Source organism: Brucella grignonensis (assembly GCF_002252505.1).
GTDB classification, from domain to species: domain Bacteria; phylum Pseudomonadota; class Alphaproteobacteria; order Rhizobiales; family Rhizobiaceae; genus Brucella; species Brucella grignonensis.
The window spans coordinates 472,945-488,253 of sequence record NZ_NNRL01000163.1; the positions used below are offsets into that span (position 1 = coordinate 472,945).

The following is a 15,309-nucleotide window of genomic DNA, read 5'->3' on the forward strand; positions in this document are numbered from 1 at the left end:
AATGGCTATTACAGATGAAGAACGCCTTTCAATCGTATTGCAGGCGAAAGTTGATAAGCTTGAGCGCGATATGCAGCGCGGTAAAAATGCGGTTCGCAGGAACACGAAAGACATGGAAACCGCTGCAAAACGATCAGCGGATAACATGGAGAAGTCTTTCGCCAATTCAGGCAGCAAGATCGCAGAGAAACTACAGCTTGCGTTCAAGCCAATTCTTGCAGGTGGTGCAATTGCAGCCGCTGCAACGGCCTTTAAGCAGATCGCGGGAACAATCGCAGAAGTGGGCCGTGAAGCTGATAAGGCGCGTGTTTCAACTAAAATCTGGCAACAGTGGACCTATGTTGCAAAAGCTACAGGCGCGTCAATCGACGGCGTGACCGATGCACTCAAGGAACTGAACATTCGCGGTGATGAGTTTGTTCAAACTGGCAAAGGTGGCGCAGCCGAAGCATTTGAAAGGCTCGGTTATACTGCCTCGGACGTGGCGGAACGCCTGAAAGACCCTTCCGCATTCCTTGATGAAATTATCGGCAAGCTGCAAAAGATGGACAAGGCGGCACAGGCGCGAAACCTTGATGAGCTATTCGGCGGCACTGGCGCGGAAGAGCTTTCCAAGATGCTTGGTTTGTCCGTAGATCAGATAAAAAAACTTCGGAGTGAAGCCGCTCTATTCACTGACGAACAGATTGAATCTGCCAAAAAAGTTGATGCTGAATTTGAAACGCTATGGCGCAACGTGCAAGTTTACGCAAAGCAAGCTGCCCTTGAGAGCCTGTCATATATGGACAAGCTTATAAACGCTATCTCATGGATTAAGGGCGATAGCTACATTTCCAATGTTCGCGATAAGGCAATTCAGGATTACAACAATCGCCAGAACTCACCGGAATACAAGGCGCAGCAGCTAAACAAGCTATATAAAGAGCGCCAGATTATTCTTGATAAGATCGCAGAGCTTGAATCAAAATCTGATTTTGATGATGCGATCGACGGCCTTGCGGTTCAACGGTTGAAAGATGATCTTGCAGCTTTAAACAGCAAGATCACCGAACTATCGCCAAGCACAAATACGCTCACCACGGCTATTCAGGATGCAGGAAATTCATTCAACAGCAGCGCCAGCGCAGCAGCCAATTTCAAATCAGCGCTCACCGATTTGAAATCAATGGTGCCAGAGCTTAAAGCTGAATTGGATGAACTGGCGAAGCTGGACGCTATTGACGCGGCTTTTGAAAAAGCCGTGAAGAATGCCAAAACGCCAGCCGATATTGAGACTGCGAACCGTATCAGGGACCGCGCCCGTACGGTTGCGCAGTATGGCGTTCAGAAAGATATGCTCGGACTGATCGGCGCAGCCGAAGGCACCGACAAAGGCCGTGGCTATAACGAGACGCTTGGATATGGAAAATTCACCGGCGGCAATCGCAACCTTACTGCAATGACACTTAATGAAGTCATGGCGCTGCAAAAGCAGATGCTGGCGCACCCGGATAACACTTTCAATTCGTCGGCACTTGGACGCTACCAGATCACGCGCCAGACCTTGCAGGACTTCATGCCTCGCCTTGGTTTGGCAGGGGATCACCTATTCGACCAGAACACGCAGGATGCGATTGCTCAGGCAATTCTAGCCTCGACGGGTGGCAGCGTTGAAAAGCTTCGCGGACGTTGGGAGGGATTGCGCAATGTTGATGCTGGCACGATCAGCGCTGCCTATGGCGGCACACAAACGGTTCCTGACAAGATTGCACCGTCCGAAAGCCAGCAGAAAGCCGCAGACGATGCGAAACGCGCCACAGAAGCCCGCCAGCAGCTAAACGATAGTTTGCGCGAAAGTCAGAGCCTTGCGGAAGTAGAACGCCGCACAGTGGGATTATCTGCGCAGCAAAGGCAAATCGAATTAGAGGTGTTCCAGCGTATTCAGGCCGCAAAGCGTTCCGGCGTGAATTTGTCAGATCAGGAAATCCAGAAAATCCGCGAACAGGTGGCAGCTACAGCCGGACTACGAGCGGAAACCGAACGCTTGCAGACTGACATGCAGAACGCCGATCAAGCCAAAATGTTCTTTGCGCAGAGCTTCACGCAGTCATTAAGCGGCCTAATCACGGGAACAACCAGCCTATCAGATGCGGTTAAAAACTTAGCGAACAGTCTCATGGATGCTGTTTTGCAAGCTGCATTGCTTGGACAAGGCCCGCTTGCTTCATTGTTTGGCGGCGGTTCCGGCATCCTCGGCAGCATATTAGGCTTCGCAGACGGCGGTTATACCGGGCGCGGCGGCAAGCATGAACCGGCAGGCGTGGTGCATAAGGGCGAATATGTCATGAGCGCAGCAGCCGTTAAGCGGCTTGGCGTGAAAAACCTCGAAGCCCTTCACGTCAACGCCAAGCGTGGCTATGCGGAAGGCGGTTATGTAGACCGCACGGCCTTTGCGCGTCCGGCTGGCATGAACACAACAAATATGACGAACAACGCGCCAGCCTTCAATATTTCCGCACCTGTCACCGTGAATGCATCAGGCGGCACACCTGAACAGAACGCCGATCTTGCAAAGCAGACCTCAAAGGCGATGGAAGCGACAATGAGAAGCGTGGTTGCTGATGAAATTGCAAGGCAGCGCCGCCCCGGTAACATGCTCAATAATCGTGGACGGAATTGACAATAGCAATCAATCTCACTATTAATATTGAATTAACTATTAATAGTGAGATTATAAGTGCAACCTCAACAATTATTCCCACTTCCTTATGAGCGTGGTTTGCAGCTTCGTCAGATTGCAGAAACTAAACAAACCACGCCTTCCGTTTTGCTTTTAGGATTGATCAAGCAAGCTATAGCTGACGGCATCATATCGCCAGACATTCCAGAGTTTCATATAGCGCACGTTAAAAGCGACGATGCGTTCCTGATTGGCTTCGGTGATGATCCAAAAGAAAAAATGAGCCGCGAGATCGCAGAGCAATTAAGCGATGCTATTTTTAGCGCCGCGACCTCGCAGGACAAATTCCAAGACATGCAAATCGATAGGCACTTCGTTGTGTCGCGTAAAACGAGCGGCGTTCGTGTGACGATCCCGGCTAATGGAATGACACGATCTTATAACCGCGACTTAGCAATCGATATAGCAAAGCAAATAGACCGCGCTATCGATGCGATTGAAGATCAACAAGAATAAAACCGGAAGCAGCACGTTTTAATATCTTTAATAAAGAAACCACCGCCAGAGGAAATAACGGTGGTTTCAATAGTAAACTAGGAGAAGAGCAAAGTGCCTTGTGCTCTTAATGAAGATAATACGATAGAATTAGTTTGGGATCAACTTAATTCTGTTCAAAGAGTGGAAACTATAGATAATCGAACAGCGTTGCTTTTAGCATCACTTGACGATCTTTTAGATGATCCAGAGTCGGAGTTAGATCAAAAGCCAATTGAAGGAATTTTGACGCCTTCAATCGAAAGCCTTTTTCCCCTTTCAAATGATAAGTTTGAAGGAAATTTGACGCTTACGGATGATGAGATTGAGCAACTTTTCGACACTACAATTGAAGGAAAAATGACGCCTGAAATTGACCCGTCAAAATTCCTGAACCGCGAAGCTGAAAAATCAGAAATTATTCAACAAAATCAATGCGAAGATACCGGCACCGATGCATTTCAACCAGTATCAGAAAATAACACCTCTTTTACTCCCTATAACGAAGTAGAAGAAATAGAGAAATTAGCACTATTAGAAATCGCCAGCGGCGCGGCAAATCTAACCACCCGTCAAAATTCCTTCAATTCAAAACCACACGGCGAACAGCGCCCGCAATTGCCCGCCACTTCAACCAGCACCCTCTATGGCGCTTTTGGTGATTATGAAGATGCACCGCAACAAAGCAGGGCAATTGCTGGCAGCGCCAAGCCAACACCATACACCGTTGCCCGCGACCATTCTCTAGCCACCTACCCGGACAGGAAGGGGCTTAAACACTTCCTTGCACCTGAAAACCTAACAGACCCATTTCAACACAGATGGAAAAGCCTCACCGACAGGAAACGCAAATTCGTTCTTGCCTCAATGCAGGCGCATGAACAGAACGGTTGGTTTTTCAGCTTAGACTTTCATGAGGACCGCGTTGCAGAGCTTTTGAAATCATCATCCCCGGCAATGCTCTTTGCAGATAGGCACCTCAAGAAACGCTTACTTGAGTGTTTTGGCTACGTTCCGGCAATCGCACTAGCGCTTGAGTTTGACAGCAAAGGCAAGCTTCACACGCATGGTCTATGCATCCCGGATATGGAGAAACCAGACCCTGATTTTAAAGATAAGCTGGCAGAGGCTTTGCGCTTATCTGCGTCACGTATTTACAGACGCAAGGCACTCTATCCAACCCTTGCAAACGTGAAGCCTATCGCAGAGCCGCTTGGCTTGGCCGAATATATCCTCAAGGACGTATCCCGGACAACGAAGAAACTAAACACAGACGACAAAGGGGCTACTTACATAAGCACTGAAATGAAGAATATGAATAAAAATTACCATGATACTATCAGGTCGATTATTAATTGAAGTAAAAATAACTAACTTGTTAGTTAGAGAAAAAATAATAATATATTATTATTTATAGATGCTATTGCAAAGCGAATAAAACTATTCCTATTACTGGACGGCAGCGCCGAAGCGCACCGCTTTTAACAGGAGTAGAACTTATGACAGTTACAGCTTTTCTCTCGCAGGAACACAGAAACGAAGTTGCTGGCCTCACACTGGCAGCAATCGCAGCGCTTACAAAAGCCGCCGCCTATCTGCCAGCCAACACACATGCAGACACATTCAAAGACATTCTCGGAAACGCAGAGCGCACAGAGTTGCTCGACGTAGCATTCCGGCACCTCACCGCGCACGATCAGACCCTAGCAAATGCTTTGTTAGAAGTGGCTAGTGACCAGCAGCTAGAATCCACACAGCGAGTCACTGAATCGCTTGATTCAGATATGGCGCATTCCGCTATTGAAGTTGATGAGAGGGCTTGGCGGGCTTGTATGGCGGAAATTAAGGCGATTATCACCGCGCCTTACAATGGTGGCGCAGGAATTGGCTATGATCCGTTAGGTGAGATCAGCTTGGCGCTGACGAAACACTTGAATGTTGTTCCCGGTAGTGGGGCAGAGTGCCAGAGTGCAGCTTGAAAGCTATGTCAGATTGTCGCACCCAAATTCGCCAATTGTTCTCCATAAGAATTTAGTATCAATGGGAGGTCCTTTCAAAATCAGAAGGACTAAAATCAAATGCGCTTATCGTCATATCCGGCACTAGCTGCCATGAGCGGACAAGATCGCTCAAACATTCAATCACAATCAACAGAACCCGGCTTTGTAGCTTTATAATTTGCAAGCCACACAAAATGCACGTCCGCCAGATCGCGGAATAGCATAGGGCTAAATTTGCCCTTTGAACGGGAACGGCAAAGTTCGGCGTCCAAACTTCGCTTTGCCGCCCCTCATTCTTAAACATCGCAAACACAGGAGTATCAGCGATGAACGACATTAACACCCCGGCAACTGAAACTGCAATGATTGAAGACTTTCGCTTACAGTTGATCACGGTCAATGGACTTGCGGCTGGTCTCATGGTTAGCGCTGATTATTTTAAAAAAGAGATCGAAAAGCACGGCTTAGACAACGATCTATCAATCCTTAGCGTTGCCAAAAATCTTTGCGATGTGGTCGCGGAAGAGGTGATAAACACTTCGAATGATGATTTATTGTTTATGCAATATTCTAATATGGTGTCTGGCTTCACTGATGAACAAATAAAAGCCTTTTATTGGGCAAAGATCGGTTATCAGGATCGGCTTGCAACATTGTTCGTTCCGCACACAGCAGCGCATTTTTTTCGCGATATGATTGCAATGGCGTTTGCAATTTACAGCTTACATTCGCCTGCTACAGATTCGGACGTTGGTGAAAGCTGGTTTCCATTTGATAGAACAACCGCAAATCAGGCTGCGATATGAAGTTATTTAGCGCAGGAGTCTGATCGATTGTTTTAGGAGAAGCCTTACAAATGCCCCCACCATAATGCGTGGGGGCTATATCTTCAAATCGGGCGCGCATAGTCGCCAACTACAGCCTCAATAGTAAGTCTGGTTGAGTCACGGACCTCTTCAACTTCCTCTACGGTATCCCCATTACCTAAAAGCATATACCCGAACTCCTTACGGCGTATTGTTCTTTTAGGGCCGGTTGTTACTTCAAATTCGTTGCTAATTAGAGTGCTGAATTTTTCCTGAACATGGTCGGCTTTTGCTCGGCCACGAACTATTTCTAGAACTCCTAAATCTTCACCTGTATCTGGATCAGATATTTTTTCACCTAATGAGAATACTAGAAACAAGTCACCAGGTTTAATTCCGTGATCTAGTCCGCGATTAATTACTATTTTATATTCATCAAGAACGGTTACTACCTTTGGTGTCTTTCCGTATTCATCACTCATTCTGGCTTTCTCCGATACAGTCCGGGGCGTATTAAAAGATCATTACGGTGATTTTTTAATATATTATCGCTTTCCGCTTTCGATGAATCATTTGTATAATCACTTTTCACGACTTGTATTTGTACGTTCTTGTTATTCTGTACGTTTATAACTTCACCAACGCATAAAAGTACTTCAAAATCATCTTTTAATACGTGTATTGAAGTCATTACGCCCATACTAAGCCAAGGTGCATTTTCAACAAGAAGTATTACATTCCCATTTTTTTGATCCATCACCTTTTTTACTGCTGGATTTTTCATATATTCAGGAGGTTTTCTTTCTAGAATATACCAGCCCATATACAGAATTATTTCCAGTTGAAAGGCGATAAAAAGCAGTTGGTACTTATTATTTAACGCCCATTCGAGATTGCCAAATAGGGCATAGATTCCAGCGAAGCCAGCGATTACTGCAAAAATACCACCCAACACTTTAATGTGCGCTAAAACTGTAGACTTAATTTTATAAATGTCCGCCACAAATAATCTCGAATCGCGATTAATTCCCCATCTCTAATGGCACTACCCTCTAGTGTTTGGTCAAGCTTCTCAATTTGGGATTGCGCATTTATTATCCACAGGCTCAAATGTCCCATTTTATACCCCGTCACAATGTCACAAAGTTATAAATTAGTTAGCCCTAATAAGATAATAAAAACAACGGTTTGAAACGCCATTGCGAGAGAGTATCGACAATTCAATCCTCTCTCGCAGCACCAGTTTCCTGCAAGTTGGAAACCAAGACCGTATCCCCTGAGATAAAAGATCGAACTTCACAATGATAGATATCATTACTGTTCGCCATGATCTGCGATTTGATTTTGCGAATGAAAAAGCAAATTCATCTCACTTGGCGTAGCTTCCTCACAGGCGGAAATCCTGCAGGAGTTTCTTAACTAAGTGGCTGAATAGTTTTCATAAATCAGCGGTTTCACTAATCCTGAAAGCATCAATTTTTGTAGAGAAAGAATGGCGCACCCGAAAGGATTCGAACCTCTGACCCCCAGATTCGTAGTCTGGTGCTCTATCCAGCTGAGCTACGGGTGCTTGCCTGTGTGCCGCGATTGCTGCGGCGATGGGCGGTTGATAATCGGACGGATTACTAAAAGCAAGCACCTTCTTGGAAAAAAATGCGCTTATGTGAAGTTTTCTTATCAATGCCCGGCTTTGCGGGCTTTTTGAGCCTGTTTCGGATTGGGGAAAACGCGCGAAAGCCAGGCAATGGCATGAATTCAGGACGAGACAGCAATCGCACAGCGGGAATCATGCAGTGAATCAGCTCACTAGCAACTTGATGAATCGAGTGGATTTTTTGAATTTGACGTTTGAAATGGCACTTATGTCGGGCGAGATTCAATCCGCTAATACGTGTCACGTTTCATCGTATTCATACGAAACGCTTTAAGCAGCATTGCTTCCGTGCTGATTGCTGCGTCTTTCGCCCCAATTAGGCAAGTCAGGAAGGCGAATCTCGAAATGCGCGCCTATAGGCCGATCTTCACGCAGTTCGATCGTGCCGCCATGTGCGCGCACCAATTCCTGCGCGATTGCAAGCCCAAGCCCTGTGCCGTCGCTGCGTGTAGAGCCTTTAAACGCTGTAAAGAGATTATCACGCGCTTTCTGCGGTAGGCCAGGACCAGTGTCTTCTACGCCGATAATCGTCATCGTGCCTATTCTACCTGCAGAAAGTGTTAAGCGCTTGATGGTAGACACATCGCTGCGCCGGTCACGCTCCATCGCCTGCACGGAGTTGCGGCACAGATTATGCAGCACACGAAACAGCTGCTCGGAATCGACATTCAACTCGAAATTAACGGGGATGAGATTTTCGAACTCAATCCCGCTTTCCGTTTTCAGATTGAGTGTTTCCTGCACGTCAAGAACGACGGTGCTCAATTGTACGCGGCGCGGGGTAGGTGGGGCCTCTTGAGAGCGACCATAGGCCATCACGCTTTCGGAGTAATTGATGGCGCGGCTCAGCGTGTGAATAAGCTTTGGCGCAAAACGTTGCACCATCGGATCCTCGGTATAGGCCAGTCGGTCCGACATGAGCTGTGCCGATGCCAAAATGTTGCGCATATCATGATTGATCTTGGAGACCGCGAGGCCGAGATCGGCCAGATGTTTCTGTTCTTTCAGTGTGCGCTGCAAATCGCTTTGGATATGCGCGATCTGCCGTTGTGCGATGCCGAACTCATCCTTGCGGTTTTCGGGTATCAGAATCCGGGTGGGATTGTCGGGTGCCGAGGCAAAATCAATCATATTGCGATGCATAAGGCGTACGGGGCGCAGAAGCATTTCGTGAATGATGAGATAAATGAGGCTTGCGGCTATGACTGAGATAAGCAGAGAGATGATTGCAACGTTGGTCGCATAACTCAGCATGGCATGGCGCAGCGGCGCATCCGAAGTGACGATTTCGATAATACGTCCCGGATTGGCAGAAGGCGGATTCGATCCATAAATACGCAATGTGCGATTGCCACCGTTAAAGAGCGTTCCAAACGCATCCCAGATGGCAGCGGCTTCACTGATATTATTGAGATCGACAACCTGATCGATAGTACCCGGCATTTCGCTCATCGCCAGAAGATGAGACGCATCCGCCTCGCGCAAAGCAATCGCCTTGGTCCCGGTTGCGAGCAGCACCTTGTCCTGCACTTCGCGTGGAATATTGATATTGCCACTTGCGATAAGCACTTCGCTCACTGCATCCACGGTGTCGAGGCGCGAACTCATCCAGCGCACCCGCATATTGGCGATGGATGGAACGAAGATCAGAACTTCAGCGATAAGAACAGCGAGAGCGGTTAGAATAAGAAGCTTGCTTGAAAGCCGGTTGCGCCAGCGAAGGCGCGTGAAATGGATGGGCGAAGTCTTATCATCCTTTGGAGATGCCACAGCGGGAGACTGCGGGGCTGCATCGGCAACGACCCCACCCGTATCCATTGTTTTTTCAACAGCCGCCATACGTTAAATCCAAATCGACAGGCTGTGTGGCTGCAATGCGGCCGTGCCTTATTCAGAAAGCTCATCACAATGCGAACATACAAATACCGCCTTCTATATATGGTGGCGTGAGATAATTCCAACCGGCTTTGTCTCTTTTGATTGAAACAGGTCCATTGCATTCCTTTGTCAGCATTACCGAAATTTAACTCGACGTGTGGAATCGCGACGTGCAAACTCGCAAAAAGAGAAGTCCGTGATGCCCCAATTCCGCGCTTTCGACGCAACTTATTGGGCGATCATTATTTTGATACTGTTTGCTGCATATCCTGTGTCTAGAGCGTCGTGCTTTGTGCCACCTAAGAGGGTGCCGAGTGCTCTAAAGCGAATATGGATGGTTTGATCAGAGGCCCGTCGATGACTTAGACGAGGCCCTGCCGGAGAGTTGAATGAAGTCTTGGAAGCAGATTGTTCTGTGCCTGCTTATTGTTAGTGCCGCTGGAGGCGGTTGGTACATCTATAAAAATAAAGACTCCTCGGCGCAAACGGCATCAGGCGCAGCTCCCGGAAAACAGACGCATGGATCATCTTCGGGACGAGGCGCTCCGCTCGTTGTTGTTGAACCGGCAGGTGAAGAGACGATCAACAATCGCCTGACAGCCATTGGCTCGGCGCGAGCACTCAGCACAGTTTCAGTCACGCCTTATTCGAGCGGTTATATGAATGAGCTGCTTGTGAAAGCGGGTGATTTCATTAAGGCGGGTGATCCGATTGCTGTACTTGATAACGAGACCGAGACCATTGCGGTCAGTAAAGCACAGATCGCGCTGAAAGATGCTGAAACCACACGCCAGCGCATCGCGCGTTTGCGCGCCACGAATACGGCAACGGTGGTACAGGAAGTTGAAGCTGATCTGGCTTTGTCTAACGCCAAGCTTGTGCTGGACGATGCGCAGCTTGCATTAAGCCGCCGCACGGTGCGCGCGCCGATTTCCGGTGTTGTTGGTATTCTGCCGGTTAATGCGGGAAACTATGTCACCGCACAAACTTCAATTGCCCGCATTGATGATCGCTCCAAGGTGTTGATCGATATCTGGGTGCCCGAACGCTTTGCACCGCAGATCAAGGTTGGCCAGCCGCTTACAGCCGAATCCACCGCATTTCCCGGTGTGACGCATAAGGGCGAAATCAACGCCGTTGATAATATGCTCGATGAGGCGAGCCGCACATTGCATGTTCGCGCGGAGATCAACAACGATCAGGACCGTTTGCGTGCCGGCATGTCGTTTTCGGTGACTGTTTTGTTCCCTGGAGATAACTATCCTTCCGTTGACCCGCTGGCTATCCAGTGGGGTGCCGATGGCTCTTACGTCTGGCGCGTTGAAGAGGGTGTCGCAAAGAAGGTGGCCGCGCGCATTGTGCAGCGTAATTCAACCAACATATTGATCGATGGTGCAGTTAAGCAAGGTGACATGATCGTTACACAAGGCGTGCAGACCGTGCGCGACGACGCGCCGGTGCGCGTACTGGATGAGCAAGGGACAGCCCGCATTGATCCGTCCGCCAAAAGCCGTGCTGCAGGGTGAGGATAAAGCGTGAGCAATCCTAATTCGCATTCTGGCAATACCGGTGGGTCGACAGCGCTGTTTATTCGACGTCCGGTCTTTGCCTTCGTCATCAATGTTCTGATTATCGTTGCTGGCCTTGCGGCCTTTACCGGCGTCGATATTCGTGAATTGCCCGATGTGGACCGTCCTGTCGTGACAATCAGCACGGATTTCAGTGGCGCTTCGGCCGAAACCATCGATCGGCAGCTGACACAGGTTTTGGAAAATGCAGTTGCCCGCGTATCGGGCGTGAAATCTATTTCTTCAACATCGTCGTTTGAACGCAGCCGCGTCACGGTTGAGTTCAACGACGGCGTTGATCTCAATGTCGCTGCGGCCGATATGCGTGACGCCATTTCACGCGTGGCAAACAATGTGCCGGAGGAAGCCGATCCTTCGCGCATCATCAAGGCAGACTCCAACGCCGATCCGGTCATGCGCCTTGCAGTTACGTCCGACACGATGGCGGTCGACGATATGACTGTGCTGGTGGAAGATCAGATTCAGGATGTTCTTTCGGCTGTTCCAGGCGTTGCCGATGTGCAGATCTATGGTAATCGCGACAAGATTTTCCGCATCGATATCATTCAGGCGCGCCTGGCGAGTTACGGATTAACCATTGCGGATATTTCGAGCGCGCTTTCATCCATGGGTCTTGATGCGCCTGCGGGGTCGTTGCGCAGTTCAGATCAGTCGATTGTGGTTCGCGCCACGGCCAATCTCGAGCGACCAGAAGATTTCGAGAACGTCTATATTAAAGGGCGCACGCAAATTCGCGATGTGGCAACAGTCACGCTTGGTCCGGACATTGAAAGTTCGGCAGTGCGTTCAAATGGTATAACGGCTATTGGCCTTGGCATCGTGCGTCAGGCGCAGTCGAATACGCTCGATATCTCGGAAGGTATCCGGGCAGCCGTCGCCAATCTGAAAAATACGTTGCCGCCCGGCGTCAATGTGACGGTTACCAGTGACGATGCCAGCTTCATTAACGGCGCTATCCACGAAGTTGAGATTGCGCTCATCGCCTCCGTCATCATCGTTGTCGTGATCATCTTCATGTTTCTCTGGGATATCCGCGCGACACTTATCCCGGCTCTGGCCATGCCTGTGGCATTGATCGGCACGATTGCGGCAATCTATCTCAGCGGGTTCTCGGTCAATATTCTCACATTGCTGGCGCTCGTGCTTGCGACCGGCCTTGTGGTGGATGACGCGATTGTGGTGCTCGAAAATATCGTGCGGCGACGCAATCAGGGCATGGGACCACGCGCGGCTGCGGTTCTGGGCACACAGGAAGTGTTCTTCGCTGTCATCGCAACGACACTTACACTTGTGGCTGTGTTTGTGCCGATTTCCTTCCTGCCGGGACAAGCTGGCGGTCTTTTCCGCGAGTTTGGTTTTGTGCTGGCAATCGCTATCTTACTGTCATCCATTGTTGCGCTGACATTGTGTCCGATGCTGGCATCGCGGTTCCTTAAAGAGGGTGTTGAAACCTCTGAAGGCGGCGGCCATGGTCCAAAATTTCTGCGTCGGATCGGCAGTGGTTTGGCAAGCTTCTATCGTAAGAGCCTCCATGCCTGTCTTTCTGCCCCGTTCATTGTCGTTCTGGTCGCAATACTTTTTGCCGGTGCGTCCTATGTCGGTTTCGGTATGCTGAGACAGGAGCTGACACCGACGGAAGATCGCGCAGTCGCCATTCTGCGTATCAATGGTCCGCAGGGTATCAGCGTTGAATTTCTTCAATCGCAGCTCGAAAAGATCGAAACAGCGATCCAGCCTTTGCGCGATAGTGGTGAAATTCTGACCACCTATGGCATTGCTGGGTCGGGCGGGTCGTCGAATAACGGCTTTATGGTCCTGACACTGGCGCCGTGGAAAGAGCGTAGCCGCTCGCAGCAGGAAATCATGGCCGATATCACTGCGCGTGTACGCGGGATTACGGCGGTGCGCATCTTCACGGCACAGCCTAACAGCCTGGGCATCCGCGGTGCAGGCAATGGCTTGCAGTTTGCGGTACTCGGTACGGATTATGCGAAACTGCGTCCTGCGACTGACGCTATCGTTGCGGCGCTTGAAAAAGACCCGCGTTTTGTGCAGCCACGTCTGTCGGTTGAAGCAACGCAACCCCAGCTCTCGGTCGAGATCAATCGTGAGCGCGCATCCGATCTTGGCATTGATATCACAGGTCTTGCCAATGCGGTTCAGGCGGTACTTGATGGTCGCAAAATCGGATCGGTCTATGTCGGTGACAGAAGTTTCGATGTGAAACTTGTAGCGACCACCAATCCGATCAACGACCCGACGGATCTGGAAAATGTTTTCCTGAAGACAACGGATGGTCGTTATGTGCCGATGTCTTCTATCGCGTCAGTGGTCGAAAAAGCAGTTCCGCCACAGCTCAACCGCGAAGAACGACAGCGTTCTATTGCAATCACGACTGACCTGCGCAGCGATTTCGCTTTGGGCGATGCCTATGCCGCCGCATTGCAAATAGCCGCACCGCTGTTGCCACCCGGCGCGCATATTATTCCGCTGGCTGAGGCCTCGACACTGAGCGAAACATCGACCGGTATTGCGCTGGTGTTTGGCTTTGCCATCATCATTATCCTGCTGGTGCTGGCTGCACAGTTCGAAAGCTTTGTGAGTGCGCTCATCGTTATGGCAACCGTGCCGCTGGGACTTGGCTGCGCGGTTTTCGCGATGATCCTAACCGGCACCAGTCTTAATGTTTACAGTCAGATCGGACTTGTGCTGCTTGTCGGTATCATGGCCAAGAACGGCATTCTGATTGTCGAGTTTGCCGATCAGTTGCGTGACAAGGGTATGAATGTTCGTGAGGCCATTGAAGAGGCGGCCAATATCCGCCTGCGCCCGGTCTGTATGACCATGATTTGTTCGGTCCTCGGTGGCGTGCCGTTGATTCTGGCAAGTGGCGCGGGGGCTGAAGCCCGTGTGGCGCTTGGCTGGGTGATCGTTGGTGGCTTGGGTCTGGCCACGATCGCAACACTGTTTGTGACGCCGGTTGCCTATCTTCTTCTTGGCCGCTTCACCAAGCCAAGAATTGAAGAAGAAGCGCGGCTTGAGCGCGAGCTGGTCAGGGCCGTCGCACTGGAAGAAAAGCTCAAATAAAATTAAACCCCGGAAGAGCAATCTTCCGGGGTTCTTTTGTTATGTGCTTTGTTACTTCTTCATCGCATCCGTGATCTTGGACGTCCATGCGCCTTCCGGCTTCTTGGTAATAACCGGATCGGAGCCGCCGCCAAGCAATGTGTTGACCGTGCGGTCCGCTGCCGCCACATCGAGCGTGCCGTCAGAGCCATCAATCAGCTTGGCAATTTCCTTGACCATGCGTTCCTGAACTTTCTGTGTCTGCGCACCGGAAGCATCATTCTCGAGAATGATTTCAGCAGCTTCAGCCGGGTTCTCGGACGCATATTGCCAGCCCTTCATCGAAGCGCGGACAAAACGGGCGAGCTTGTCGACCATTGCAGGATCGTCGAGGCTCTTATCAAGAACGTAAAGTCCATCCTCCAGCGTGGCGACGCCCTGTTCTTCATATGGGAACACGACGAGCTGATCGGCTGGGATACCGGCATCAATCACCTGCCAATATTCATTATAGGTCATGGTGGAAATGCAGTCGGCCTGCTTCTGGATCAGCGGATCGACGTTAAAGCCCTGCTTGAGCACGGTCACGCCATCCTTGCCGCCTTCGGTCGGAATTTTCAGGTGGCTCATCCACGACAAGAATGGATATTCATTGCCACCGAACCAGACGCCAAGCGTGCGGCCCTTAAAATCTTCCGGCTTGGTGATGTTGGTGTCCTTGCGACAGGTCAGCATCATACCGGACTTCTTGAATGGCTGTGCGATATTGACGAGCGGAACACCCTTTTCGCGGGTGGCGAGCGCAGACGGCATCCAGTCGACCACCACATCCGCACCACCACCGGCGATCACTTGCGGAGGAGCCACGTCGGGGCCGCCCGGCTTGATTTCCACGTCGAGATTTTCGGCTTCGTAAAAGCCTTTGTCCTTGGCAACGTAATAGCCTGCAAACTGTCCCTGCGTCACCCATTTGAGCTGCAAGGTCAGCTTGTCAGCTGCCATTGCCGAGCTGCTCATGAGTGCGAGCGCCAGTCCGGCTGTTCCAAGGCATAGAGAAATTGCCTTTTTCATTTCAGTTCTCCTCTGGTTAAGGCTCTGCATTATTCTTGCAGATGCCAAATAT

At 50.0% G+C, this 15,309-nt stretch carries 11 protein-coding genes and 1 tRNA gene; 7 read left to right on the plus strand and 5 right to left on the minus strand.

All coding sequences use genetic code 11. The annotated features are described in order from the left end of the window. Position 1 precedes the first annotated feature (1 nt). The 5 genes from CEV33_RS16090 (at position 2) to CEV33_RS16110 (ending at position 5,999) form a co-directional block, all read left to right on the plus strand. Entirely contained in the window at positions 2 to 2,659 is a 2,658-nt protein-coding gene (locus tag CEV33_RS16090; RefSeq protein ID WP_094541403.1) for a hypothetical protein, read from the plus strand. A gap of 57 nt (positions 2,660 to 2,716) precedes the next feature. Further along, a complete protein-coding gene (locus CEV33_RS16095) occupies positions 2,717 to 3,175 on the plus strand; it encodes a hypothetical protein (protein ID WP_094541404.1) in 459 nt (152 codons plus the stop codon). Between the two features lie 93 nt (positions 3,176 to 3,268). Next, positions 3,269 to 4,552 (plus strand): hypothetical protein, encoded by a 1,284-nt coding sequence (locus CEV33_RS16100; RefSeq protein ID WP_094541405.1) that lies wholly within the window; start codon positions 3,269 to 3,271, stop codon positions 4,550 to 4,552. A gap of 140 nt (positions 4,553 to 4,692) precedes the next feature. After that, entirely contained in the window at positions 4,693 to 5,172 is a 480-nt protein-coding gene (locus tag CEV33_RS16105; RefSeq protein ID WP_094541406.1) for a hypothetical protein, read from the plus strand. A gap of 347 nt (positions 5,173 to 5,519) precedes the next feature. Continuing rightward, the gene (locus CEV33_RS16110) at positions 5,520 to 5,999 is read left to right on the plus strand and encodes a hypothetical protein (RefSeq protein ID WP_094541407.1); all 480 of its coding nucleotides are present in this window, start codon (positions 5,520 to 5,522) and stop codon (positions 5,997 to 5,999) included. An 83-nt stretch (positions 6,000 to 6,082) separates the two neighbouring features. Here the strand turns inward: CEV33_RS16110 and CEV33_RS16115 are convergent, their stop codons facing one another. The 4 genes from CEV33_RS16115 to CEV33_RS16130 form a co-directional block, all read right to left on the minus strand. Further along, positions 6,083 to 6,481 carry a hypothetical protein gene (locus CEV33_RS16115; RefSeq protein ID WP_094541408.1) on the minus strand — a complete coding sequence of 133 codons (399 nt, stop codon included), beginning with the start codon at positions 6,479 to 6,481 and terminating at the stop codon, positions 6,083 to 6,085. Continuing rightward, entirely contained in the window at positions 6,478 to 7,002 is a 525-nt protein-coding gene (locus CEV33_RS16120; RefSeq protein ID WP_094541409.1) for a hypothetical protein, read from the minus strand. Before CEV33_RS16120 ends, CEV33_RS16115 begins: the two co-directional genes overlap by 4 nt. Positions 7,003 to 7,492: 490 nt before the next feature. Then, positions 7,493 to 7,569, minus strand: a tRNA-Arg gene (locus CEV33_RS16125). 354 nt (positions 7,570 to 7,923) lie between these two features. Next, positions 7,924 to 9,492: a sensor histidine kinase gene (locus tag CEV33_RS16130; RefSeq protein WP_094541410.1), complete on the minus strand. Its 1,569-nt coding sequence runs from the start codon at positions 9,490 to 9,492 to the stop codon at positions 7,924 to 7,926. 428 nt (positions 9,493 to 9,920) lie between these two features. Between CEV33_RS16130 and CEV33_RS16135 the strand changes: the two genes are divergently transcribed. Both CEV33_RS16135 and CEV33_RS16140 read left to right on the plus strand, forming a co-directional pair. Beyond that, positions 9,921 to 11,057, plus strand: a complete 1,137-nt coding sequence (locus CEV33_RS16135; RefSeq protein ID WP_094541411.1) for an efflux RND transporter periplasmic adaptor subunit — start codon at positions 9,921 to 9,923, stop codon at positions 11,055 to 11,057. A gap of 9 nt (positions 11,058 to 11,066) precedes the next feature. After that, on the plus strand, positions 11,067 to 14,207 hold the full coding sequence (locus CEV33_RS16140) for an efflux RND transporter permease subunit (RefSeq protein WP_094541412.1): 3,141 nt from the start codon (positions 11,067 to 11,069) through the stop codon (positions 14,205 to 14,207). 51 nt (positions 14,208 to 14,258) lie between these two features. Here the strand turns inward: CEV33_RS16140 and CEV33_RS16145 are convergent, their stop codons facing one another. After that, the gene (locus CEV33_RS16145; RefSeq protein WP_094541413.1) at positions 14,259 to 15,257 is read right to left on the minus strand and encodes an ABC transporter substrate-binding protein; all 999 of its coding nucleotides are present in this window, start codon (positions 15,255 to 15,257) and stop codon (positions 14,259 to 14,261) included. Between the last annotated feature and the right edge of the window lie 52 nt (positions 15,258 to 15,309).